At 41.3% G+C, this 24,815-nt stretch carries 26 protein-coding genes; 13 read left to right on the top strand and 13 right to left on the bottom strand.

Annotation, left to right across the window (positions count from 1 at the left end; genetic code table 11):
• Nucleotides 1–154 precede the first annotated feature (154 nt).
• On the bottom strand, nucleotides 155–1,669 hold the full coding sequence (locus HYG79_RS14610; RefSeq protein ID WP_179242805.1) for a Do family serine endopeptidase: 1,515 nt from the start codon (nucleotides 1,667–1,669) through the stop codon (nucleotides 155–157).
• Between the two features lie 713 nt (nucleotides 1,670–2,382).
• Here HYG79_RS14610 and HYG79_RS14615 point away from each other — a divergent pair.
• Nucleotides 2,383–5,646: a TAT-variant-translocated molybdopterin oxidoreductase gene (locus HYG79_RS14615; RefSeq protein ID WP_179242806.1), complete on the top strand. Its 3,264-nt coding sequence runs from the start codon at nucleotides 2,383–2,385 to the stop codon at nucleotides 5,644–5,646.
• A 96-nt stretch (nucleotides 5,647–5,742) separates the two neighbouring features.
• Here HYG79_RS14615 and HYG79_RS14620 read toward each other — a convergent pair whose 3' ends face one another.
• Nucleotides 5,743–6,369, bottom strand: coding sequence for a fasciclin domain-containing protein (locus HYG79_RS14620; RefSeq protein ID WP_179242807.1), 627 nt, complete (start codon nucleotides 6,367–6,369; stop codon nucleotides 5,743–5,745).
• 315 nt (nucleotides 6,370–6,684) lie between these two features.
• Here HYG79_RS14620 and HYG79_RS14625 point away from each other — a divergent pair, with 315 nt between their 5' ends.
• The 6 genes from HYG79_RS14625 (at nucleotide 6,685) to HYG79_RS14645 (ending at nucleotide 10,940) form a co-directional block, all read left to right on the top strand.
• Entirely contained in the window at nucleotides 6,685–7,236 is a 552-nt protein-coding gene (locus tag HYG79_RS14625; protein WP_179242808.1) for a fasciclin domain-containing protein, read from the top strand.
• A gap of 205 nt (nucleotides 7,237–7,441) precedes the next feature.
• A complete protein-coding gene (locus tag HYG79_RS18235; RefSeq protein ID WP_317168456.1) occupies nucleotides 7,442–7,594 on the top strand; it encodes a hypothetical protein in 153 nt (50 codons plus the stop codon).
• Nucleotides 7,595–7,609: 15 nt separating this feature from the next.
• Nucleotides 7,610–7,885: an Hsp20/alpha crystallin family protein gene (locus tag HYG79_RS18240; RefSeq protein WP_317168457.1), complete on the top strand. Its 276-nt coding sequence runs from the start codon at nucleotides 7,610–7,612 to the stop codon at nucleotides 7,883–7,885.
• A 51-nt stretch (nucleotides 7,886–7,936) separates the two neighbouring features.
• Nucleotides 7,937–8,377 carry a PepSY-like domain-containing protein gene (locus tag HYG79_RS14635; protein WP_179242809.1) on the top strand — a complete coding sequence of 147 codons (441 nt, stop codon included), beginning with the start codon at nucleotides 7,937–7,939 and terminating at the stop codon, nucleotides 8,375–8,377.
• Nucleotides 8,378–8,565: 188 nt separating this feature from the next.
• Nucleotides 8,566–10,026 (top strand): glycoside hydrolase family 130 protein, encoded by a 1,461-nt coding sequence (locus HYG79_RS14640; protein ID WP_179242810.1) that lies wholly within the window; start codon nucleotides 8,566–8,568, stop codon nucleotides 10,024–10,026.
• A 131-nt stretch (nucleotides 10,027–10,157) separates the two neighbouring features.
• On the top strand, nucleotides 10,158–10,940 hold the full coding sequence (locus HYG79_RS14645) for an alpha/beta fold hydrolase (protein WP_179242811.1): 783 nt from the start codon (nucleotides 10,158–10,160) through the stop codon (nucleotides 10,938–10,940).
• A gap of 46 nt (nucleotides 10,941–10,986) precedes the next feature.
• Here HYG79_RS14645 and HYG79_RS14650 read toward each other — a convergent pair whose 3' ends face one another.
• From HYG79_RS14650 to HYG79_RS14675, 6 genes are all read right to left on the bottom strand, one after another.
• Nucleotides 10,987–11,361 carry a hypothetical protein gene (locus tag HYG79_RS14650; protein WP_179242812.1) on the bottom strand — a complete coding sequence of 125 codons (375 nt, stop codon included), beginning with the start codon at nucleotides 11,359–11,361 and terminating at the stop codon, nucleotides 10,987–10,989.
• 214 nt (nucleotides 11,362–11,575) lie between these two features.
• Nucleotides 11,576–12,583, bottom strand: coding sequence for a glycosyltransferase family 4 protein (locus HYG79_RS14655; RefSeq protein WP_179242813.1), 1,008 nt, complete (start codon nucleotides 12,581–12,583; stop codon nucleotides 11,576–11,578).
• Between the two features lie 10 nt (nucleotides 12,584–12,593).
• Nucleotides 12,594–13,343: a DUF2490 domain-containing protein gene (locus HYG79_RS14660; RefSeq protein ID WP_179242814.1), complete on the bottom strand. Its 750-nt coding sequence runs from the start codon at nucleotides 13,341–13,343 to the stop codon at nucleotides 12,594–12,596.
• On the bottom strand, nucleotides 13,261–13,842 hold the full coding sequence (locus tag HYG79_RS14665) for a hypothetical protein (protein WP_179242815.1): 582 nt from the start codon (nucleotides 13,840–13,842) through the stop codon (nucleotides 13,261–13,263). The genes HYG79_RS14660 and HYG79_RS14665 overlap by 83 nt, the downstream gene beginning before the upstream one ends.
• Nucleotides 13,843–13,852: 10 nt before the next feature.
• Nucleotides 13,853–14,341: an MgtC/SapB family protein gene (locus HYG79_RS14670; protein ID WP_179242816.1), complete on the bottom strand. Its 489-nt coding sequence runs from the start codon at nucleotides 14,339–14,341 to the stop codon at nucleotides 13,853–13,855.
• A 4-nt stretch (nucleotides 14,342–14,345) separates the two neighbouring features.
• Nucleotides 14,346–16,691 (bottom strand): glycosyltransferase, encoded by a 2,346-nt coding sequence (locus HYG79_RS14675; protein ID WP_179242817.1) that lies wholly within the window; start codon nucleotides 16,689–16,691, stop codon nucleotides 14,346–14,348.
• A gap of 404 nt (nucleotides 16,692–17,095) precedes the next feature.
• Between HYG79_RS14675 and HYG79_RS14680 the strand changes: the two genes are divergently transcribed.
• From HYG79_RS14680 to HYG79_RS14700, 5 genes are all read left to right on the top strand, one after another.
• A complete protein-coding gene (locus tag HYG79_RS14680) occupies nucleotides 17,096–17,578 on the top strand; it encodes a helix-turn-helix domain-containing protein (protein ID WP_179242818.1) in 483 nt (160 codons plus the stop codon).
• Nucleotides 17,579–17,629: 51 nt separating this feature from the next.
• On the top strand, nucleotides 17,630–18,070 hold the full coding sequence (locus tag HYG79_RS14685; protein WP_228027880.1) for a response regulator: 441 nt from the start codon (nucleotides 17,630–17,632) through the stop codon (nucleotides 18,068–18,070).
• Nucleotides 18,071–18,216: 146 nt separating this feature from the next.
• Nucleotides 18,217–19,836, top strand: coding sequence for a PAS domain-containing sensor histidine kinase (locus tag HYG79_RS14690; protein ID WP_179242820.1), 1,620 nt, complete (start codon nucleotides 18,217–18,219; stop codon nucleotides 19,834–19,836).
• A 128-nt stretch (nucleotides 19,837–19,964) separates the two neighbouring features.
• Nucleotides 19,965–20,105, top strand: a complete 141-nt coding sequence (locus HYG79_RS14695; protein WP_179242821.1) for a hypothetical protein — start codon at nucleotides 19,965–19,967, stop codon at nucleotides 20,103–20,105.
• A gap of 44 nt (nucleotides 20,106–20,149) precedes the next feature.
• Nucleotides 20,150–21,160, top strand: a complete 1,011-nt coding sequence (locus tag HYG79_RS14700) for a helix-turn-helix domain-containing protein (RefSeq protein WP_179242822.1) — start codon at nucleotides 20,150–20,152, stop codon at nucleotides 21,158–21,160.
• 363 nt (nucleotides 21,161–21,523) lie between these two features.
• On the opposite strand, the gene HYG79_RS14705 is transcribed toward HYG79_RS14700, so the two are convergent.
• The 3 genes from HYG79_RS14705 to HYG79_RS14715 form a co-directional block, all read right to left on the bottom strand.
• Nucleotides 21,524–21,754 (bottom strand): response regulator, encoded by a 231-nt coding sequence (locus HYG79_RS14705; RefSeq protein ID WP_179242823.1) that lies wholly within the window; start codon nucleotides 21,752–21,754, stop codon nucleotides 21,524–21,526.
• A 45-nt stretch (nucleotides 21,755–21,799) separates the two neighbouring features.
• Nucleotides 21,800–21,967, bottom strand: coding sequence for a response regulator (locus tag HYG79_RS14710; RefSeq protein ID WP_179242824.1), 168 nt, complete (start codon nucleotides 21,965–21,967; stop codon nucleotides 21,800–21,802).
• Between the two features lie 135 nt (nucleotides 21,968–22,102).
• Nucleotides 22,103–23,119, bottom strand: coding sequence for a helix-turn-helix domain-containing protein (locus HYG79_RS14715; protein WP_179242825.1), 1,017 nt, complete (start codon nucleotides 23,117–23,119; stop codon nucleotides 22,103–22,105).
• Nucleotides 23,120–23,201: 82 nt separating this feature from the next.
• Between HYG79_RS14715 and HYG79_RS14720 the strand changes: the two genes are divergently transcribed.
• Nucleotides 23,202–23,402 carry an ATP-binding protein gene (locus HYG79_RS14720; protein ID WP_262888977.1) on the top strand — a complete coding sequence of 67 codons (201 nt, stop codon included), beginning with the start codon at nucleotides 23,202–23,204 and terminating at the stop codon, nucleotides 23,400–23,402.
• A gap of 25 nt (nucleotides 23,403–23,427) precedes the next feature.
• Here the strand turns inward: HYG79_RS14720 and HYG79_RS14725 are convergent, their stop codons facing one another.
• Complete coding sequence (locus HYG79_RS14725) at nucleotides 23,428–24,183, bottom strand: alpha/beta fold hydrolase (RefSeq protein ID WP_179242827.1); 756 nt, start codon at nucleotides 24,181–24,183, stop codon at nucleotides 23,428–23,430.
• 87 nt (nucleotides 24,184–24,270) lie between these two features.
• The gene (locus HYG79_RS14730) at nucleotides 24,271–24,756 is read right to left on the bottom strand and encodes a YciE/YciF ferroxidase family protein (RefSeq protein ID WP_179242828.1); all 486 of its coding nucleotides are present in this window, start codon (nucleotides 24,754–24,756) and stop codon (nucleotides 24,271–24,273) included.
• Nucleotides 24,757–24,815 lie beyond the last annotated feature (59 nt).

Below are 24,815 nucleotides of genomic sequence, written 5' to 3' on the forward strand. Positions count from 1 at the left end.
TGACGATTTGTTTTTAATCCTTGACTATTTGCCATAATAAATTTCGATTGTCGCGGTTTGATATTTTTGAAAATGACCCTAACTCAAATAACAAAGAAACCCCGCCGGAAATTTTCCAGCGAGGCTTCACACTAAACACTAACCAACCTAAAAATCAGTTCACTCCAAAAGCATAGTATTTTTTTCCGGGGGCATCTTCATAGACCCCTTCCAGCATCACGCCACCTTCTTTCTTTTCAAGGGTCGCAACTACATCCTTCACATCGGCGACTTTTTTACCATCGATATGGGTAATGATGAAGCCCGTGCGAATTTGCGTTTGTTGGCGCAATTGGCCCGCATAAAGGTTCTTGATCTTCACGCCGCCATCGATGCCCAATTTTTTGGCCGTTTTCTTATCCACGTTCTCGAAATCGGCTCCCAAGAAATTCAACACCTCCTTGTTTTCGATTTGGACCATATCGGTGGTGCCGTCGGCATTTTCGAGCGTAACTTGAAATTCTACCTCTTTACCGTTGCGGTTTACGGTTACATCGAGTTGGTCGCCCGGTCGGTGCTGGGCTACGATTTCCTGCAATCTCGGCGAGGTAACGACCTTGATACCATCGATTTTGACCAGAACGTCCCCGGCCTTGATGCCTGCTTTTTCGGCGGCGCTGTTCTCGCCTACGTTCTCGATCCACACACCTTTAACAAAGTCCATGTCCTTTTCCTTGGCCATATTGCCATCCATAGTGCGAATGGTTACGCCTAGCATGCCTCGTTGTACGCCACCGTATTTGAGCAGATCTTCAACCACTTTGGTAACGATATTGCTGGGCACGGCAAAACCGTATCCGCTATAGCTTCCTGTCTGGCTTGCGATGGCGGTATTGATGCCCACAAGGTTTCCTTCCAAATTGACCAAGGCACCACCGCTGTTTCCGGGGTTGATGGCCGCATCGGTTTGAATAAAGCTCTCGACCGCGAATTGTTCCTTGTTGATATTGATGTTCCGCGCCTTTGCACTTACGATTCCCGCCGTAACGGTCGAAGTCAAACTAAACGGATTGCCAATGGCCAACACCCATTCGCCGACTTCCACATCATCGGAATTGACCAAAGAAATCGATTTAAGGTTTTCGGCCTTGATTTGGATCAAAGCAAGATCCGTGGTCGGGTCGGTACCGATGACCGTGGCCTTGTAAGTTTCGTTATTGTGCAAAGTGACTTCCAACTCTTGGGCGTTATCGATAACGTGGTTGTTAGTTATGATATAACCTTTTTCATTGATAATGACTCCCGAGCCGGAACCGACTCTCGGTTGCTGTTGCAAACCCCCTTCGGGCATCTGAAAGCGATCCCCGAAAAATTGCTTGAAAGGGTCTGGCAGTTCGCGTGGCATTGCCTGAGCGTTGCCCATCGAATGCGATTGCGTGGCCTTGATATGTACTACGGCATCCAGAACCTTTGCCGAGGTATCGGTAAAATCTAGGGGCGTTATATTGCCCTCTTTATCGGCCGTGTAGAGTACGTGCTTACCGTTGACCCCTTCGACTGTCTTTAACGCGACGGCATCCTCTTTTTGATTTGAAAAATACTTTTGTCCGCCAATGACACCGACACTTACGGTCAATGCGATCAAGGCGGAAAAGAAGTACGTTTTTGTACTTGAACTGTGTCTTTTCATTTTAATTTTTTTAGAGTTTTAAAATTTAAATGTTTTTGGAAAAATATGAATATGTGTACAGCGAATTCAATTCGGGTTAGACAAACCCCATGCCACGAAGTGTGAGTATTTTCTTAAAATGTATAATGTTTTGCCAATTTATTTCTTGGCTTGACAAAAAAAATCGGTTTTCTTATCGTTTGAAAACGAATAACTTTTACATATTCTTAGATTAGAAACAGAATTGATAAAAAGTCGATCGAGGTATTGCCTTTGAGCTTAGCTGCCTTCGTAGGCATAAATAAATTGTTCTTTTACTATTTCTATAGTCAATGAACTATATCAATAATGGTTTTAAAATTTTAATAATGAAGATTACTTTCAGGGTCATCGATATCAAATGATTATTTTGTAGGGTCAAATAGAAATTTGAAGTCATACATTTTGAGGAAATATTTTACTTTAAAGGTAAATTCAAATTGCGTGATGGTCATTGTTTTGCATCAAGAAAATTTGTAATACAGTTAAATCTAAATAAGATCTTCTCTACTTTCGTGAATACTATTGGTCGATTTTATCCTTAAATATTTCCATAGTAGGAGTGAGAGCTTTGTGAATTTTTTTCAAATTCTTTGAGATACACAAGAAGAATTTCGATTCGACAAAAATACTCATCAATTAAGAAAATATTTTTTTAGGTAGTGGATAAGGAACATCAACTATAGACATTTGGCATGGCAAAAAACAAAACATACTGGAAAAACGAAGCGGAACTGAAATTCCAAAATCCCAAAGCGGAGCAGATAAGGCAAAATGAATTCTTGGAGGAAATACCCGTAGATGAATTTATAGGAAATCAAGAGAACCTATCCGCCACTTCGACCAATCGACGGGACTTTATGAAATATCTTGGTTTTACTACCGCAGCGGCATCGTTGGCTGCATGTGAGGGTCCGGTCCAAAAATCTATTCCCTACGTTGTAAAACCTGACAATATTATTCCTGGTGTGGCCAACTATTACGCCACCACGATTGCCAACGGTTTTGACTTTGCCAGCATTTTGGTAAAGACCCGAGAGGGCAGGCCCATTAAAATCGAGAACAATGTGGATGCACTGGTTGCCGGGGGCGCGAATGCCCGTGTTCAAGCCTCGGTCTTGTCGCTTTATGACAGCACACGTTTGCAAGGCCCGTTGGCCAACGGCGAACCGGTGGAATGGTCCGCTCTGGATGCCGCGGTCAAGTCGAAACTTGAAAGTCTTCAAAATTCCAAACAGCAGATTGCCGTATTGACTCAGACCTATGCAAGTCCTTCCACCGATCGATTAATGAACGAATTTAAAGAAAAGTATGAAAATGTCAGACATATCACATACGATGCGATTTCTGAAGATGCCGCATTGTCGGCCTATGAGGAAAGGTATGGCGAAAGGGCCTTGGCCGATTATAACTTTGACAAAGCGGATTTAATAGTCTCAATTGGTGCAGATTTTCTGGGCAATTGGCAGGGCGGAGGTTACGATGCGGGCTACGCTAAAGGACGCGTGCCTAAAAACGGAAAAATGTCGCGGCATGTGCAATTCGAGGCCAATATGTCATTGACCGGGGCCAATGCCGACAATCGCATACCTTTGACACCCAGTTTGCAAAAAATAGTTCTAGCGCAATTGTGGGCCAAGTTAAACGGAAGAAGCGTTGGCGGCGAACTCGACGAGAGGGTACAGCGGGTCCTTGAAAAGGTAGTCGCTCAAATTAAAAGGAATCCTAGCAACGCGGTTGTTGTTACAGGACTTGACGACATCAACGCTCAGACCGTGGTCTTGGCCATCAACGAAATGCTCGGTAGCAACGCTTTCGATCCGGCAGCGCCGCGATACGTGCGCCAAGGGAATACCGAAGCCGTAAACAGCTTGATAGCCGACATGAATGCTGGTAAGGTAGGTGCCCTGATTATGGACGGGGTCAACCCAATGTACACCCTTCCAAATGCGACCGAGTTCAAAACGGGAATTGAAAAAGTAGGACTTTCGGTTGTGTTCGCCACCAATTGGAACGAGACCGCCGAGGTTTCAAACTACACCGCCGCCGCCAACCATTATTTGGAATCTTGGGGCGATGCCCAGATTAAGAAAGGTCGGTATAGCTTAATGCAGCCTACCATTCGCGAACTTTTCGATACGCGACAGTTTCAAAGTGCCCTTCTTAGCTGGTTGGGAAAAGAGCAAAGTTATTACGATTACATCAAAGAAACTTGGGAAACATCCATACTCAAAGGTGTAGCATGGAACAGGGCGCTGCACGATGGGGTATTTCCATCATCGAACGAATTGGCTCCCGATAAGTATCCCATTATTTCGACGATGACCGATGAGCTGAAGGAAAAATATGATATGATGCTCGATGCGGAGGCGGATAGTTTGGCCGATGCTTCCATCGATCCATCCAAGGTAGCATCCGAAATCGAGAATATTAAGGATACCAATGTCAAAGGGGTGCCCGATACGATTTCAGCTACTAAGACCATTCCTGCAATTACGGCCATCAACAATTTGATAGCTTCTGCCAATAGCAAAGGCATGGAATTGACCTTATATTCAAAAATCGGGATGGGTGCCGGCCAACAGACCAATAATCCTTGGTTGCAAGAGTTTCCCGACCCGATAACCCGGGTTACATGGGACAATTATGTAATGGTTTCCAAGACCGATGCACAACGTCTTGGTCTTGAAAACAGCAACGTTGCGAATGGCGGGTTAAATGGTAGCTACGCCAATATTACCGTGAACAGCGTGACGGTCGAAAATGTTCCGGTCATTATTCAACCGGGGCAGGCCATTGGTTCGATAGGTCTTTCGTTCGGCTATGGCAAGAAAGTGGGAATTAAGGAAGAAATGCAGACCGGGGTCAACGCATATCCCTTATATCAAAATTTTAACACCATCCAATCAGCGACGATCGAAAAGGCTTCGGGATGGCATGAATTCGCTTGTATCCAACTGCAAAATACCCTGATGGGCCGTGGCGATATCATAAAGGAAACCAGCTTGGAAATTTTCAATACCAAGGACAGCGCAGTCTGGAACCACGTTCCCCAGGTATCGCTGAACCATCAAGAGGTACCTGCTTCCTCGGTCGATCTTTGGGAAAACTTTGAACGCGATATCGGGCATCAATTTAATATGTCCATCGACCTGAACGCTTGTACGGGTTGCGGTGCCTGTGTTATTGCGTGTAATGCAGAGAACAATGTACCCGTGGTCGGTAAGGCCGAGGTACGGAAAAGTAGAGACATGCATTGGTTGCGAATCGACAGATATTATTCATCCGAAGAAACTTTTTTGGATGACAAGACCAAAAAGGAGCAATTGGACAATCTGTTGGGAGAAAATGGGTCGTTAACAGGATTTGAGGAATTGGAATATGCCTCTTCAGAACCCCAAGTAGTTTTTCAACCGGTCATGTGCCAGCATTGCAACCATGCACCCTGTGAAACCGTTTGCCCCGTAGCCGCGACCGTTCACGGCCGGCAAGGTCAAAACCAAATGGCTTATAATCGTTGTGTAGGTACGCGATACTGTGCGAACAACTGCCCCTATAAGGTCAGGCGATTCAATTGGTTTCTATACCACAATAACGATGAATTCCCGTACCACATGAACAACGATTTGGGCAAAATGGTCATCAACCCAGATGTTACGGTACGTTCGCGAGGGGTTATGGAGAAATGTTCGATGTGCATACAACGAACGCAAAAAACTATTTTGGATGCCAAGCTCGATGGGCGTTTAATCATGGACGGGGAGTTCCATACGGCCTGTTCGTCGGCATGTAACAAAGGGGCTATCGTCTTCGGAGATGTTAACGATAAAGAAAGTCATGTTGCCGAACTGGCGGAGGATGAGCGCATGTACCACCTTCTGGAGCATTTGGGCACCAGACCAAATATGTTCTATCAAGTTAAGGTCAGGAACACATTTGATGGGGAAAGTTTGGTGTGAACACTTATGGTTTTCATTGCTTTAAAGTATAATCTAGCATAAATTGTAATTGCATTAGTCAGCTTCGTTGCAGCCCTTCTACTTTGAGAAAATTATTTACTGCGGTGTTAAGAGGTCATCGATACCATGAATAACTCCATTGGAAGCTTCCATATCCGGCATGTTAATGTTCGAAACATTGCCCATCTCATCCGTGATGATTAGTTGGTCCTCTTGAATACTAAATGCCAAATAACCCCCTTGCAACGTTTGCAAACGGAGTACACCTTCGTTCAGGCGAACGGTCGACAGCAGGGTATGTATATCATATTCTTCTGGTACAATATGATATTTTAAGATTTCCGTCATGCGCGCTACCTCATCGGGCGTTTTCAGTTCGGCCAATCGGCTATCGTTCAACCTTTCAAAAGCCGTGTTTGTTGGAATGAACATTGTGGCCTCCTCCAACTCATCAAGACCGATATACATATCAGCTGATCGAAGTGCCTTGACGAACCTATCGAAATCGGAGGTATTGGAAATTATGGTTTTGAGCATATCGCGGTCGTCGCCCTCCCGCCAATCGTTCATATTTTGCTTCCACTGTTCTTTCAAAACGGGTGTACGGTCTTCGAGCAACTCATCTTTATTGTCTTCCTTTATGGTCGTATTTGCGGTGTCTTTGCAAGCGATTACTGCTAAAGTGATGAAAACTCCGAATACAAAACTTTTAATTCTCTTCATTTTGGAAATTTTTGTTTGAAGCACCAATATAAAAAGTTGTTCATCTAAGGGTTGTCTTATTAGCGCGGAATATTGATTCGATTGCACGAATCGAAGCCCGAAGCGGCTCTTTCATTGAGTAAGATATTTTTTTTGAAATGGGAGAATAAATATTTCTTATTGCGGAAGTTATACCGTCAAGAATAATGGTTTTTCCGTTAAGCAGTCCACCGACAAGGATTTATTTTTGAATTGTTGATTGCTGCAGGATTGCGCTTTCAACTTTGGAAAGCCTTTCAATTGAAAGGAAATATGAACCTTAAAATTTAATATATTATGAAAACAACAGTTAGAAACACCCTTGCAATGGTCTTCACACTATTGCTGGTCAACATGACCGCAAGTGCCCAATGGGCAGGCAGCGAAGTATTTAGTAGCGTTAACAATACCAAAGACTATACAACGCTTGAACTGGCTTCGATGGATCCCAATTTATCAACTTTCGTGAATATGGTAAAGTTGTCGGGTTTAGCGCCTTCAATGCTTCTGACCGACGCTCACACTGTTTTTATACCTACTAATGATGCCTTTCGGGATTTATCCATCGAAAAATTCGCTGAATTAACCGACCCGAAGAATCAAGCAAAATTAGCTGAATTTGTCAAATATCATTTTTTGCCAAGTAAGCAAATGGACTACGAGTTTAAGGATTCTCAAGTTATTACGGATCCATCGCCCAATGAAATATCGGTTTCAAAAGATACCTACGATAATGTTTTTATCGGTGGTGCTAAAATCATAAGGCCGAATATCGAGGCCTCCAACGGCGTTATTCATATCGTTAATGATATAATTACACCAAATCGTGATTTATTTTTTGTTGATTAGTTTTTAAATAGTTGAGAAATATTCTTTGTAAAGTATATTTATTGGCCGAGTGTAAGCTCGGCTTTTTTCATCTTAATCACTTGGGCATACCTTTTCTTTACATCAATTTTCCGCAACAATTTTTCAAGTTTTACAGTTAATGCTTTTCCTTAAAATTTAAAATCTTCCGTTTGCAAATGAAGTTTAATTAAAAAATTACAAAATCATGAGTTTAATAAGAAGAACAGGAGGCTTGTACCCCTCTTTTATGGAAGACTTTTTCGATGACAACTGGTCTGGGCAGGGTAATGGGTTCGATACCGGTACCAGAGTTCCCGCAGTTAATGTGAAAGAAAGTGACGAAAAATTTGAAATATAGGTCGCTGCACCTGGAATGAGCAAAAAAGATTTCGACATCAATGTCGAGAACAATACGCTCTCCATTTCGGCCGAAAGCAAGACCGAGAACGAAGAGAAGGACGAGAACGGTAAATACACGAAGCGTGAATTTAGCTTTAGTTCCTTTAAACGTTCTTTTTCGCTGCCCGATTCCGTGAGCGATGAAGACATCAAGGCGAGTTATGAAAACGGCATTTTAAAACTTTCGATTCCCAAAAAAGAAGAGGCACGGCCGAAACCGCCACGTCAAATTGCTATTGAAAACGCATAGCTAATAATTTTTAGAAATTTCGAAATACTGTAAAATTTTAAAATTCATAATATGAGAACATTAAAAATAATTGCTTTAAGTCTTTTTTCTGTCGCGACACTGGCAGCACAAGATTTGAATATGGAAGAAGTGCCAACTGAGCTGATGGCCAAGTTTCAACAAGAATACCCGAACGCCACCGATGTGGAATGGGAGAAAGAGGGCGATGCCTACGAAGTTGAATTTGATATGGATGGCGAAGAGCATGAGGTCTGGTATTCAGCCGACGGTAATTCGCCAAGAACCGAACGTGATATTTCAGAAGACGATTTGCCAGAGGCCGTTCGTTCTGCAATTGCGACGAACTATGAGGGTTATAAAGTGGATTCCATAAAAATGACCGACGAGGATGGAACGACCACCTACGAAGTCGAACTTGAAAAAGGTTGGACGGAAAAAAAAGAGGTCGTCTTTGATTCGAATGGAAATGTTTTAAGTAAAAAAGATGATTAAATTTAACTGACATCATCGCAATAGGCCGGAATAAATCCGGCTTTTTTGTTTATTTAGCCGATCAAAACCTAGAATGCATCAAAATACTTCAAAACATTTCTCTAAAAACGACGTTTCAAAGAAAAACCCGCACGGCACGAATTTTGAAACAATCCTTAAATTTGAGTTTCAATCATTTCTTTCCAACTATGAATAATTCTGTAACGAGAAAAAATGTCAAATTCCTTCCCGATTCGAGTCGGGTACTTGCCCGATTTTTTAACAATGGCGAGATACGCACCAAAAACCTTGTCGAACGTGTGCTAGCCCTTGATCCGGAAACCCTGAACCGTGAATTGCACCATACGCTTCAGGACTTTGCCGGGAGGCATCGCAATATCTCCAGGATTTTTATGGAGCACTTCCAAAACCATGTTCCCTTTCTAAAACATATCGGAATGGATCCCTCTAAATTTGCGGAGGAACAGAAGATGCTTTTCGGTTCGTATGCCACCATGGAATATTCCATCGAATCGGCCGCGATGTTCAATCCCTCTATTATTGAAGATTTTGATCAGTCTTTTTTAGCGAAAGGCGAGAAGCGGGTCATTATTTCCTTTCGAGCGACCGGCGAAGGGCATTTATCGTCTATTGTTTTCCGACGGGGAATATTAGATGAAAACAACGACTTGAAACTTCCCAAAGTACGAAACCATATCGATATGCCGAAAATCGGTAAGAAGAAATCGTATGACAAAAAACGCTTTCAGCAAAAATTGCGGGAAATGCAAATTTCCGAAGAATATAGTGCCATCATCATGGAGCATTTGCCTGAGCGGTTCGAATATGACCAATTGCGCAATTCAGTGGACAAAGTCCTAAAAAACGGATTGAGCATGGACAAGAAAATCGCTTTGGAAGAAATGACCTGGCTTGTCGATTCGTACTATGATCTAGAATTCAGCATGGATTCTGATATTTCCGAACGGGTTATCTTTCCGATTTCCCCTTCGGAGAGCAAGGGTATCGAGGATGCGCGATTCGTTCGCTTTCAGGATGATGATGGATCCGAAAAGGTCTATGGAACCTATACCGCTTACGATGGTAACACTATCCTGCCGAAATTATTATCGACCGAAGATTTTATCAATTTCAGGATTATGCCTATGCACGGCAAGGCGGCGCAGAACAAGAATTTTGCACTGTTCCCAAAAAAGATAAATGGAAAATATGCGGTGCTGGCCCGTGTCGATGGGGTCAACAATTACTTGATGTATTCCGATAGGCCTACCTTATGGCACGACCCCATCAAAATTCAGGAGCCGAAATACCCTTGGGAATTTACCCAGATCGGCAATTGTGGATCTCCAATTTATACAAACGAAGGTTGGTTGGTCATTACCCACGGGGTTGGGCCCGTGCGACGGTATTGTATCGGGGCATCCTTATTTGACCTTGATGACCCCACCAAGGAAATCGGCAGACTTTCCCGACCATTGCTTTCGCCGCTTGAAGAAGAACGGGAAGGGTATGTGCCAAATGTGGTCTATTCCTGCGGGGCGATGATTCACAACGAAAGTCTTATTTTGCCGTATGCGGTTTCGGATTATGCTTCATCGTATGCCACCGTGGAAATGAAGGATTTAATAAGTGCCTTAACAGGGAAATAGATAAGTAGCTTTGGTTAACTTTGAATTAATAATCGAAATTGGAAATGAGCTTCTAAATATGAGTTTAGGAATACTTAAATAGTCTTGTGAAGAACATTGATATAGCTGGCATCATTATCGAATACAGAGAATTGGGAACAGGTACGCCCATTTTATTTGTTCATGGTGCTTTCTCGAATGGAAATATATGGCGGAAAGTGCTTCCAGAGCTTTCAGAAAATTTTCGGTGCATAGTCCCTAATTGGCCTTTCGGCGGGCACCGAACTCCCATTACAAATTTTCTGGATTTTACCCCCATTGGAATCGCCGACTTAATCGCCGGTTTTATCGACCGACTCGATGTGGAAACAGTTATAATTGTTGCAAATGATACTGGTGGAGCGTATGCGCAAGTGTTTACCGCAAACTATCCTGATAAAGTTTCCCATTTGATTTTAAGTAATTGTGAAGGTTTTGAAGTCTTTCCCCCTAAAAAATTCAAGTCCCTAACAACCATGGTTAAAGTTCCGGGATATGTTTGGTTAATGGCTCAATTGTTTAGATACAGACCCTCTTTGAAATGGGATATGGCATTCGGATTATTGTCCCATTTCTTGAGAAAAGATGAACTTTATGAATTATACGTTAAGCATTTTTCAGAAAACAAATTTGTCAGAGAAGATTTTAAAAAATTAGCTGTTGAATGGCATCCAAAATATACTCAAATGGCTTCGGAAAAACTGATTAAATTTGAAAAGCCAGTTCTAATTTTATGGGGAGCAGATGATACGCTCTTATTTCCAGTTGAATTAGGACGAAGGTTAATGGCCATTTTTCCAAATTCGACTTTTATTGAAATAGAGAATTCCAAAACTTTTGTGCAGGAAGATAACCCGAAATCCTTTGTGGAGAACATTGAACTATTTTTTAAGTAAGGCTCTTTAATTCTTGAATACCATACAAGTTAATAGTCTTCAATGATTACAGTTCGTGACTATAATAATCAAGAATGTGTATGTTGGCGGCATGATAACTAATAAGTCGATTTAATGACATCATATAGCCCATAGCCTTGATTTCCTCGTTCAATCCGGACTGGTTGGAGATTTCTTGAAGGTTCTCCGTCATTTCTTGAACTATTGAATCCGTTGTATTACCGGGATTGATTTCCAAGTTTCTGAGGGAGCGCGAAACCTGTTCTTCGTTCGCGCAACTAAATTTAACATAATCTACCAATATGGCTTGATCCTTATCTGACAGAAAACTTATATCGCTTCCATTAAAGTAGTGATTGACCTGTTTGGCAATGGCATATAGATTGCTCAATTCTTTACTAAATAATCCTATCTTATCCATGGACTCTTAATTTTAAAAGTTTCAATGAAAGAATGTATATTGTCTTAAGCGATACCATTATCGCTATCGGATCACTTGTTATCCCTAAAAAAGTTAATTTTAAACTTTACCTTAGGAGTTCAGAAAACATCGCGAAAAAAAAATAACGTCCCATCTCGGAAATCCGATATTGAATTCTAGTTATTGACCGTAGCAAAGTTGTTGCCACTATGGGTCAAGCCAAAATTCTGGCATATTCCTCGATATAATTTTCTACCATCCGCTGTACACTAAAATGTTGCATCGCATGTGCCCGACAATCATGGTTAATGATTTTATCCAATTTCCCGACGGCTTCAATGGCGCTTTCCACCGAATCCACCAAAAATCCCGTCTTGCCATTTTTGATAAGCTCGGGCATGCTCCCTTTAGGGTGGGCGATTACTGGTGTGCCACACATCATTGCCTCGGCCACACTTAGGCCGAAAGGTTCCTCAAAATAAATGGGATGTAACAACGCTTTGGCCCGACCAAGCAATTGGTTCCCTTCGGTTTGGGAAACGCTGCCGAGGTATTTGACGTTCTTTCCATCGACATGAGGGGCAATGTCCCTGCGATAGTAATATTGATCTTGTACAGGTCCGGCCATAACCAAGGGAATGCCACATTCTTTTGAAATCTCGATTGCCGTATGTGTTCCTTTATCGGGATGAATCCGCCCATAAAATAAAAGATAATTCTCTTTAATCTCGGAAAATGAGAAGTCGGTGCAACTAATACCATGATATACGGTGGTCAAGTAGTCTAAATCGGCATGGCGATCGGCATCTGAAATCGATATATAATTCGTAGTTGGATTATATTTTTTATAAACTGGAAGAATTTTTTCCGAAGAGAACCCGTGAATCGTCGTAACCATAGGGGTATTTATCAGTCGGGAATAACTCAAGGGCAAAAAATCAAAATGATTATGGATAATATCAAATTCGCTAGCCTTTTCCATAAGGTTGCTGATGTGCAGACATTCCCAGACTTTGGGGTCGATGGCCTTATCCTCTTCGTAAGGTGTTGGGCAGACGGCATCCAGTTGGGCGGTGGTCAAAGAATTAGCAGTTGCAAAAAGCGTTACATCCATTCCCGTCTTGACCAACCCTTCGGTAAGTACTGACGCGACTTTCTCCCACGGGCCATAATTTTTAGGTGGCGTTCGCCAAGCGATAGGGGATAATATAGCGATTTTCATTTGCCTGTTTCTAAAGCTCCATATTAATTCCGGTAAATAGAAATAGCTCGTGCAATACCGTATTGAAATAGTCTTCGAGGCGATATTGCACACCGGTTTCCAGTGTCATATTTTTATCGATGAGAAATCCGATATCCAATCCAAAGCGTTGGGCATACATTGGTTTTGCTGATTTGACTACCGACAATAGATTTTCCCATGTCGCGGATAAGTAAGCCTCGCCCACATCAAGACGTGTTCCTTTCAGCGGTAGGTCGGCGGCAAGTCGATAGCGAAACCGATGCTCCAGCGGCTTTTCCGAAAATCGCTGTTCCGCCCTGAATCTGTGGCCCCAGCGCAGCGATTCATTTGTTTTGGTCAGACTAAATTGTTCTGTCAACCGAAATTCATCGCTATCGTCTTCAAACAGCTCGCGCGAACGGTACATTAACCCCAATGCGATACTCTGATTATCCATAATATCCAATTGCGAGAAATGGGCAAAATCCATTTGCATAACATCAAATTTGACCTGGCTATCCGAAAGGATTCCCGAACGTTTTTCTACCGAAAATTGGTGCGAATACAAAGGGGTCACATCGTAGGATACCGCGATTTCAGGCTCCCACAAGATCGCCAATCCATTCTGAGCCCGAACCGATGCAGCTAAAAGGATAAGAACTGCCGAAAAGATTTTTCTAATATAGGATGTGGTCATAACCAAGAACAACGAATTTTCTTTTTTCCAATAGGTTTCCAAGGTTATTGAATAACATTTCATAGCGTTCGAAACCTTTTTCTTTTCTTCCAGCCACTATAATCTCATATTTTAGGTTGTCGATCGATTTTCTTTCATCCGATATTCTGACGGTTCCGTTTCCGAAAATGCTGGGGGGAAACTGGCGTTGGATTTTAATGATTCGATGTTTTTTAAAAAAGCTATCCAGATACTCGTGAATGTTGCTGCTTGCATTCGAATCCATTTCATTCTCATCGGTTTGTACTTCTACGTCTTCCAGATTTCCTTCGGAATCAAATTCAATGCTGTACAAATTTCCGTCTTGTTTAAATTTTGCCTCGTAACTAATTGAATCGTTATCGATTTCAAAATAGTAGCGTACACGTCTGGCGGTTTCCAAATCTTTATGAAAATAGGAAAAAGCCTTATCCGGAAATTTCGATTTTGGAATACGATATTCCTTTTCGTTCTTGACCTGACAAATTAATGAATTGCTTACCATAATCGTTATGCACGTCGCAATTATGTATTTTCTAATCATTTCAATACGCTTAATTCGAACTTACCTTACTATCTACGACTCCAAAAATGATGTTTACGATTACCACAAAACCTGTCAATGATAATAATTCCGTTATTAAATAAAAGGCCGCAATGCAACCGGCCGCCGCACTGCACCACACCGTCGCCGCGGTAGTCAGACCCTTTACGCTGCCACCTTCCTTGAGAATTACTCCTGCCCCTAAAAAACCGATACCGGTCACGACTTGGCTCAACACGCGACTTAAATCGGTATCATCTTGACCGTGAAATTGCAAGGACAGCAATACGAAAGCACAGGCACCGATGGAGACCAACATATTAGTTTTTAAGCCCGCGTCCTTATTTTTATATTCTCGTTCTAGGCCGATCAATAGTCCGGCAAGGGCCGCAAGACCTATTTTAAACAAAAAATGCTTGTCGAAATCCCAATGCGGGACCTGCCCGAATCCTTCGGTCGAGTCATTTAACAATAGCAATACTGCCGCTACCGAATCCATTTTCTCAAGAGTCCTTCGTTTGAATTATGCTCAAGTTTTTCTCGAATGCCATCCGCGCTAAAAGATAGCTGATGGTCGATTCCGCTCCTTGGTTAAGATTGACATTGTGTTTTTCAAGACCATCATAACATCCACCCGTGCAGGGATTGTAGATGGTTTGTCGTAATGCATTATCGCCCATAAACCAATTAAAGGCTTCTTCCATCTTATCGTCATAACCTTCGTTCGGAAAAAAATCATGAAATTTTGCCAGGGCCAAAATGGTATAAGCCACATCAATGGGTTGTTCGCCTCCCTGAAACTCCGAGGGCAGTTCTTGCCCACGATGCAGCCATTCGCGATTCGATATGATCCGTATGGAATCTCCCTTATAAATTTTGGATAGCAAAAAATCAAAGGCATTTTTCGCAATCGATTTGTATAATTTCTCCCCGGTTATTTTATAAGCTAGTAACAAGCCTTCGGGCAACACACTATTGCCATAGGTCAGATAGGGTTCGAACCACTTCCAATCCGATGCGGATGCTTCGTTGAATTGGCGTACCATACGGTCGGCAAATAACTCTGCCGTTGTGATAATTCCAGTATTGGCACGGTTTTGATTGAAATAATATAACCCTTTGAGTATAAAAGCCATGGCCCTTGGGGATTTATACCTTTGCATAGCAAGTAGGCCTTGTAGAAAAATACATTCGGCATTGCGAAGTATCACATCGTTGTGCATCGAAAGGGTGCCACCGATCGAAATCATATAGCCCAAGGCCCATAACGCCCGGCCATTGGCATCCTCCAAATTGACTTCGCTATTTTGATCCGTAAAGCAATGTTGTTCATCTACGTAATTCAAGAAAGTGGCCTCGGGCCGGAAACAGTTTTTAATAAACGTAAAATACCGCTGAATATAGACCAGATCAGACCTGTCGCCGGTAATCTTGTAATGATGGCAAACCGCGATCAACGCCCTCGCATTATCGTCGAGCGTGTAGCCGGAACCGATATCGGGCTGGTTGATTTTCGAAAATTGGATGATACCCGTTTCCGTGGTCATATTTTTCAAATGGTCAAGTTTCAATGGCGGCTTTTTAAAACGCAAAGTCATTTCTTTCGAAGCGACTTTTTCAAACAATTTGGCATGGGCAATGGCCGCATTTTCCCAAGCGGATTCGGCGGAATGGTGCAATCCGTTCAAGCACATCTTCTCCTGTATCGTTTCGTCGTCTAGCAAATCGATTACGATAGCGGCCAATTGATCATCGTCCTCAAAATCGAATATGGTTCCCGCTTCGTTTTGTAGTACCTCCAACGCATGGGGAATTGGGGTGGAAACGATGGGGCATCCACAGCTCAAGGCATACGAAAACGTACCGCTCACCGCTTGATTGGGGTCTTTTGAGGTAAACAAATAGATGTCGGTCAGTTGCAAATATTCCAAGAGTTCAGGCAGGGGAACGAACTTGTTGACAAAGCGGACATGGTCGGTTAGCCCCAGCTTTCGGATTTGATATTTTAAAAATTCCCGATAATCCTCGCCTTTGTCCTTGGCCAAGGTGGGATGGGTCTTGCCGATAATCAAAAAAACCATTTCTGGATGTGCCTCGATTATTTTTGGAAGCGCCCTGAGTGTGGTCTCGATATTTTTCCCCGGCCCCAAAAGACCAAAGGTAGAAAGTACTTTGTGGCCTTCCAGCTCATATTTTTCCTTCAGTTCAAATTTATCGGCATAGGGAATCAAATGCGTACCATGGGGAATGACCGTGATCAAATTTTGATCGACCCCATAATCGCGCTGTAAAATTTCAGAGGAACGTTTCGTCATCACGATAATGCTTTTGGCCTTTGTTGCCATTCGATTTACTTTTTTTCGCAAGGTTTTATCAGGACTTGGAAGTACCGTATGAAAGGTAAACACAATGGGCCTATCCAAAAATTCCAGAAACTCGAAAAAAGCAATTTCGTTGCCGCTGAATAATCCGAATTCATGTTGCACTAACACCAGCCCACAATTCGGATTGCGGTTGATTTCGTTCGAAATCCTTAGATAATCCAATTGGCCATCGGTATTCAACGTATGCTCGATATGATTTTCATAATTATGATAGTCGGTGTCGGACTCCAAAGGGATAATGGACAATTTGAAGGAGCCATTGAATTTATCGGTCAAGGCCTTCTCCAAATCGCTGGAAAATGTCGCAATGCCACATTCTCGGGGCGGGTACGAGGTAAGCATGACAACTTCCGTGGTTTCGTTTTTTAAGGCAGATTTGACCTTATTTTCAGTGGCGGTTTTGGGTGCCAATAATAATCTAGTTTGTTGTCTTTTTTTTGAGGAATCGAGGGTAGTATGATCCATAGTGTTCAGGGAATTTTATGATTATTGAAAATAGGAGAAGCACTATGAATGGCACCAATGTCCATCATGGAAACTAATCCTCTTAAAAATTAGCTTTACTTGAATTAACTGTTGGTTTGAAAAGAATTCAGATACAAATTATAAGGAAGATTTTATCGGAATGACTACAATCCGTCCGAAAATTAGCACAAAAAAAATTTAATAAATTTTGGATAATCTTTATCTACCTTTTATTAAAGAGACGGTATTAAGCTTGTGCAAATTCTGGCCGATTCTGTCCTTTTTGTGATGTTTTTATGCCTTAAATTGTTAAAAATGTATTGCAAATTATTGTATTTTAGGAATTTAAATTTGTGAAATTATTTCAAGTGGTACAAATTGAATTAATTTGTAATCCCTCTAATATGCTCCAGCGTACCGTTGAGCGGGTTATGAAAGATTTGAGGATTGGTAATTATACCATCAAGAACAATTCGATTGTGCTGCAGGAGGCCTTACACGAAGTAAAGTTGGAGCAACTCTCCAAATCTTTAAAGGCGTTTGGAATACATTTCGCCGAAAAAGCCGGTACCGATATCATTGAACGAATAAAAGATTGCATTCGAATGATCGTTGCGGATTCTAAACTTCGAGAGCAATATCTTTCGGCGTTTTTGTCCGACAAACTGGGGTCTAGATATTTGCATTTGTTATCGATATTTTCGGCCGAAACATTTACGTCGATCGAGAGCTTTTATATTTTTGATAAAATCGAGAAAGCGAAAGACTTGTTGAGAAATGAAGAAACTACCTTAGCGGAAGTGGCGCATCAGTTGGATTACTGCAGCGCATCCCATCTGTCGCGACAGTTCAGAGCGGTTACCGGCTTAACGGTGTCCAAATTTTAAGCTTGGTGGCGAATAGGGAAAAGAACAACGTGAACACCTAACCTAATGAAAATGGAAAAATTAAAAATTCTTTTGGTCGATGACGACGAAGACGACAGACAGTTCTTTGCGGATGCCCTCGATAGTCTTGATATGAACACCGAATTGGTTCAGTTAACCGACGGCGAGGCGTGTTTGGAATATATGAACTTATATAAGAATGACGGTCCAAACCTTTTGTTTCTAGATTTGAATATGCCTATCATGAACGGATTTCAATGCTTGGAACGAATCAGGCAGCAGGCAGAGTTCAATGATGTTACAATCGCTATTTATTCCACTTCCGGGGCAGAGAAGGATATTGATGAGACCTTTAATAAAGGTGCGAACATTTATTTAAAAAAACCGGCCAGCTTTCAAGATTTAAAAAATTCGCTCCGGCAGGTCATCAAAACCAATTGGACCTATCAGAAAAACGATTTTAGCAAGGAAAATTTCTTGCTTAAAGTATAAATTGTTTCGCGCTTACGATGCTATGGCCTTAAAAGTTGTTTCGTTCTCGGGGCAACTTTTTCTTTCTATCTACATTGCGCAATAATGACCTCACAGAATTGAGAAAAAGTCTATATGACTTCGATATCTAAATAGTGTAAGATTAAATGAAAAGTCCTAAAAAAAAGTTAATTATAGGGGAGGACAAAATTTCCCGAAAAAAAATCAAGGAACAGGTTAAAAAGTCGCAGGCCGATTTGATTGCCAAAATCGATACCTTGGATGCCGAACGCACCTTTGCCCGACGTGTCCTCGACCAAAGCAATAGTGTCATTAGTCTGTTCAGGCCCATAGTCGACCAGGCCGGGGAAATAACGGATTTTACCATTCACTATGTCAATAACCGAATGAACGAGGCAACCAAGGAAGATGTCGATGCAATTATCGGTAAGCGCATGTCGGAATACTATCCAGATAATTTTGAGAATGGTGTTTTTGAAGAATTGGTCGGGTGTCATGAAACGGGAAAACCTAAAGAATTTCAACGGAAATATACCTTTAATGAAATCGATTTTTGGTTTTCATCTCGGGCTGTAAAACTTGACGATGATGTATTGGTTTTTTCAAAGAACATTACCAAGGAAAAGGAATTCGAAATTGAGCTTGATGTTCAGAACAAATTGCTTTCCGAAGCCGAATATGTAGCCAATATCGGAAGCTACAAATGGAATTTAGGGGAGGACGAGATACAATATAGCGCAAATGCTTTTCGTCTATTCGGATATGAGCCCAACGAATTTGAACCGACCGTGTCCAAGTTCATGTCGTTTGTGCATCCTGATGATTTGCCCGTGCTCGAAGCCAATTACGAAGAAATCATGAAGCGTAAAGAGCGTACCGAGGCTACGTACCGCATTATAACCAAGGACAAAAAAATAAAAACGATCCGGTCGGTTGGAGAGTTTTACAGAAAAGAGGGTCAGTGGAACATGGTAGGCGTATTGTTGGACGTTACAGAGCAGGTTGCAGCAGAACGTCATTTGAGAAGTCGAAATTTGGAACTGAAGCGTACCAACGAGGAGTTGGAGTCATTCAATAGGGTCGCCAGTCACGATTTACAGGAGCCTTTGCGTAAGATACAAATGTTTATCAGTCGGTTAAGCGGAGAGGCGACCCAAAGATTGGAAAAACGAGAAAAGGAGTATTTGGAAAAAGTGGTCGATTCAGCCGACCGTATGCGGGAGTTGATTGCCAATCTTTTGTCCTATTCCAGAATCGATCAAGTTGAAGATAAACCAAAAAAGGTCGATTTGAACAGCGTGTTAGCGGATGTGAAATATGACCTTTCGGAACGCATCGCCGAGTTTGGTGCGGAAATCCGTTCCGACAACCTACCAAAGGTGTGGGGCATTGAATTTCAGTTGTATCAATTGTTTTCCAATTTAATCGGGAATTCTTTAAAATATTCCGGGACGGAACAGCCCCCGAAAATAACGTTATCCTCAAAAGTAGTCCCCTATAAAGAAATTGGCGAAGGTCTTGATTTGACCCCGTCGCGCTATTTGGTTCTTGATTTCAAGGATAACGGTATCGGGTTCAAAAAAGAGCATAGCGACAAAATTTTTGAAATTTTTCAACGTCTTCATTCTAAAAATGAGTATTCCGGCACGGGGCTCGGCCTCGCTATTTGCCAAAAAATTGTTCGTGCGCACAATGGGGCCATTCGCGCGACCGGTAAACTAGGTAAAGGAGCAACATTTACCGTTTATTTGCCTTCTTTAAACTGATTTTTCTCCTTCCATTTACGAATCAATCGCAAATCGCAAAATTATACAACGTTTTCTGATAATTGTATAACAGAAATCTTTACCTAACTTTTCATATTTGGGCTTATGAAGAAATATACAATCTAGTCATGAAAAATCAACAATTTGCCAAAGTCGGCGCGGTACGCGAAAAAATACTTATTAGCGAAAATGAACTGCTAATATACGACAGCGTTGTTGTCAAGCAAGATGTAGTTGCTTCCCCCAAAAAATCCAAAATTATCGATTAATCGATTCTTCTTTCACTGAATGTCCAATTTAAAAAGCGATTACTATGCAGCTACAACATAAACAACTTAACAAACTGAACCATCAATTAGGTGGAAGTATCACTAAGGTTGAAGAAGACCGCATCATGCAATGCCATAATGAGAAAGGCATCGGGCGAGTGGTCTCCATTCCGCTTGAGGCAGGAATTTCATATACCGAGTACAATTTGAACTTAAAGGAAGATAACGAATTGGTTTTGGAGAACACTACAGGTTCGGTATTATATTTTATCTATTGTCTAGAAGGACAATTTCATTACAAATGGAAAAACGAAAATGGGCAAAGAGGAACAATCGAAGAATTGCAAACCGTAATTTTGGGTAGTAAAGAATCCTCATTAAAGTTGCAAATTCCGAAGGAACAGGCTATTAGTTTTGCCGTAATTAAAGTAGATAAAACGAATACATTTCAAAGCGAATCGGGCGAAGACGTAGCATTGAACCAGCAACTCTTTTATCAATTTTTTACAGTCTGCAAATCTGAACGCTTCGCATACCACGGAACGTTCAATTTAAAAATCAAGGAGCAATTATTACAGATTAGGACCATAAGAGAAACAGGTCTGGTACGGAAACTTCTGATTAAAGGTATCATACATTTTACCTTGGCCTTGGAACTAAAGCAATACCGAAGAGACAGGGAGAAACACCAAGGTCTTAATACCCGTCTTACAAAAAAAGAACTTCTAAGGGTTAATGAGGCGATAGAAACTATTGAACACCGACCCGAATATTCGTATAACATCGATTATCTATGTCGGCAATATGGTCTTTCTGCGGCAAAATTGCAAGAAGGATTTAAGGTACTGCAAGGTTGTACCGTTGTGAATTTTATTAAAAAACAACGGGTGGAATTAGCGGAAGAATTGATTAAAGCTGGGGAACTCAACATTTCGGAAATAGTGTACACAATCGGATTTACAAGTCGTAGCTATTTCTCCAAAATATTCAAGCAACGTTTCAATTGCACTCCGAAATATTATCAAGATAGATGTAAAAATCGGGTTATGGCATAAGAGATTTTTGGTTGGTTAGCGAAAAGCGGGCATTTTCTGAAATGTTCGCTTTTCTTGTTTTACCTACCAAGAGACTGATTTGAAATGTGTGATTAGAGTTTTATGCCTTTTTTTGCGTGGCCAACGCGCCAACTCGCTCCGCTTTCGAAAGCCAATGATTTGGCTTCTCTCTTGGCCGGGTTAAAATTTTAGACCGTAGCTTTGGCTATGCTCAACACCGCACGTACGTGGTTGCCTAAAAGGCCATCAAAAATAACCTATAATCCCGCTCTTGCGGGACTAATCACACATTTCAAAACAGTCTCTAAGGCATATGCTTGGCGGTTAAAGATGATTTTGTGTTTTGATGAAAAATCGTTAGTTTCATTTCAAGAAAAATTCTGCCTTAGACAATTCACCGCTCTGAGCTGAGAATCTTGCAAGTATGGCCTTTTTAATCAAGTCTTTAAATACCCCAAAACTGGTAGGCTTTTTGAGATAGCCGTTGGCTCCATTTTCAAAAGCCATATTTACATCGCGTTCTAAGAAGAGGTAGAATAAATGGTCACGAAAATTTCTTTCAATTTCTGTCGATTGCGCAGTATTTTCAAACACTCCATTCCCGAGAGTTGTGGCATGTTTAAATTCAGAAATATGTAGTTACCTAAATGGCAGTCGATTTTTTTTTAAATATTCTAGCAATGTAAGACCATCCTCAAAAAGCAGTAGTTCTGCGCCTACCTTAAGGTCTTCGAACGCTTCCGCAAAGAGAAAGCGATTGTCTTCATCGTCATCGACAAGGATTTTTTTTTTGATGTTCCCGTTCATATTCGAACTCCCTTTGGGGCGTGGTTGTCCTTACACGAAATTAGTCGAATTTATAAATTTTATAGGAAAGCTAATATAACGATACGGTTAAATTCTTTAACTATATGGATAAATAAGTTAAATAAAATCCATTAGTTATTCCTGTTTGAACTTTTTTTGGTATGCTTTGGGGCTGTACTTGTATTTTCTTTTAAAAAGCGTTGTAAAATAACTTGTATTGGAGAAGCCTAGTGAAAAGGCTATTTCGGTAATGTTCAAATTGGAACCCAATAGCAGCTCCCGGCTTTTCTCCATACGGAGTTCATTGACAAACTCGATAGCCGTTTTATTGTAAAGCCTTTTAAAAATTTGTTGTATCTTCTTTTCCGACGAATTTCCAATTTCGGCAAGATTACCTACGGAATGTTTTTGTGACAGATTCGATTCGATATACGAGATGATTTTTTGAAAATTATCGAATTCCGTTTTTGATAAAAGATTACGCCACGGTGTTTTTAAGTTCTGTTCGTATTCTAGCAATTGATACCCCAGTATTTTGCGAACAATGCCCTCTTTGATTATTTTAGCTGCCGGACTTATTTCGTTTAACTTATATAATTCTTTCATCGCGCTCATTACAGGTAAGGAATATTTGCCGTGGTACCGATAATGTCCCTTATTTTTTTCAGTCGAAAAAACGGTCTGTAATGCCTCGCTGAGGTCGGCGGTGGGGTTATCGAAATTTACGTCAATGCTCGAGTTGTCTACATTAATGACCAGATATTTCAATGAAATGTCCTTTGGGATACGAACTTGGGTTCTTTGTTCGGGGTCGATTTCAACAATGATATTTTCATGTTCGCCCAATTTGTGGAAATGGGCCTCTGCCTCCAATTTGTATGCAAAATAACCCTGCAGAACATGAATAAAATACAAGTGGCGTTCTTCCTTCTCCTCGATAAAATACTCCACTTGATTTTTGAACTCGATGTTATAAACCAAACAGGAAATATTACCGGAGAAGTCGAATGCCATGACACTGCCTACCCCATATTCGTTATCGATGGTCATGATGGCCTCGCCGTTACCTGACCGAAAATTTCCGTTCAAGCTATCGGAAACAGTTTTTAAAACGGTAACAACATTAACTTTATTTATCTCAATTTTAGGCATCTATAAATTTAGAAATCAGGAAAATTTCCCAAAGTCTGCGTGAAGGTAGATGATTTTCGTGCTAAATTCAAGCCCTTCGCAAGTGGATAATATATTCAAACCTTTTGGTAGGTTGCACAGCAAAAGTACGTATGCAGGTACGGGTATCGGGTTGGCATTATGTAAACGAGTCGTGGAGATCCATAAGGGTTTTATTGATGTGGATTCCGATGGAAAAGCCGGTACTACTTTTACGGTTTATATACCCATAAATAAAAAAAATGGCCATAAGCTATTTTCATGATCAAAATATTGAAAACAACTTACACTTAGCTGAGAACGGTGTTTGCGATTTGACGCAGCCGCTTTGCCAATTTGCGGGGAGACTCCAATGGAATCAAATGGCCACAGCCACTGAGTTGAATCAATCTCGGTTTATGCAAATAAGGTAAAACTTCTTCAAATATATCGTTCATTGGAATTACCGGATCCTCGTTGGCGCAGATTACAAAGGTCGGGGTTTCAATACCCTGAATTCTATCGGCAATTGAATGTAGCATTCCTTTTTCCAGCCACCAGTCCCAAGTTTTTTCATCAATTTGCAATTGTGATTCGACCGCCAATTTAAATCTGCGTTTACGCAATGTTTTGACCGTAGCGTTTTCAACGGTTGCAATGGCCTCATTTTTATCGGGATGCTTTAACATTCGGTTCTTCTCCTCGTCGGTCATTTTTTCAATAGTTGGCGGGGATGGTGCAATTAAGACCAATCCTTTTGGTGGTATGCCCCGGGTTATTTGGGTGGCATAAAGGGCTAGTTTGGTACTCATAGAGTGACCACACAGAAGATAATTGTCCAGCCCGATTTCTTCGATACAACCGTTGATGTACTTGGCAAAATCAAATATGGAAAGTTCGGGCAATGGTGTAGTACCGCCAAAGCCAGGTAAGGTTATCGTAATGATTCGAAACTTTTTACGCAACCTTTTTGCGACCCAGTCCCAACTTTTTCCGCTACCCCCAAAATAATGCACTAAAACAATTGTGTGATTGCCCTTTCCTAATATCTCGTAGTTGTATTTCAAAATTCTTGATGTTTAAAGTTCTTGGTCGGATATAAAATAAGGCGGACATCAAATGGTCCGCCTTACGATTTTTAATTAAGAAATTTTTTAAGCCTGCGCCTCTTCGTTGATTCTGCTTTCGGCCAAATTATCCAATTTCTCATCGGCGTTGTACTCTTCGTCCAGCGTGGTCTGCAATTTTTGTGCGATGTCATGATGACCTAATTGTTTGGCGAATTTAACGGCCGTACCATATCCGGAAATTTCATAATGTTCAATGCGTTGGCAGTTGGCGATGATACCGGCATCCTTAACGTCGGCATCCGCATCTTCTTTTAAGAAATGATTGGTCTCTTCGATCAACCCTTTCATCGCCTTGCATTCCTCGCCTGATGGGTTGATGCCTAGACTGTCGCAAATTTCGATAATGCGTTCTTTTTGCTTTTTCGTTTCTTCTTTATGCGATTCGAGGGAATTCTTCAATTCGCTATCGCTCACATTTTCCAATACCTTGGGCAAGGCATCCAACAACTGGTTTTCGGCACTGTACAAATCCTTTAACTGGTGTTCGAATAAATCATTTAATGTTTTCATGATATATTTTTTATGTAATATTTACGTGACAACTTTTGCCACCTATGTTATTTTTCAAG

It is taken from the genome of Costertonia aggregata (genome assembly GCF_013402795.1).
In the GTDB taxonomy this organism is placed as follows: domain Bacteria; phylum Bacteroidota; class Bacteroidia; order Flavobacteriales; family Flavobacteriaceae; genus Costertonia; species Costertonia aggregata.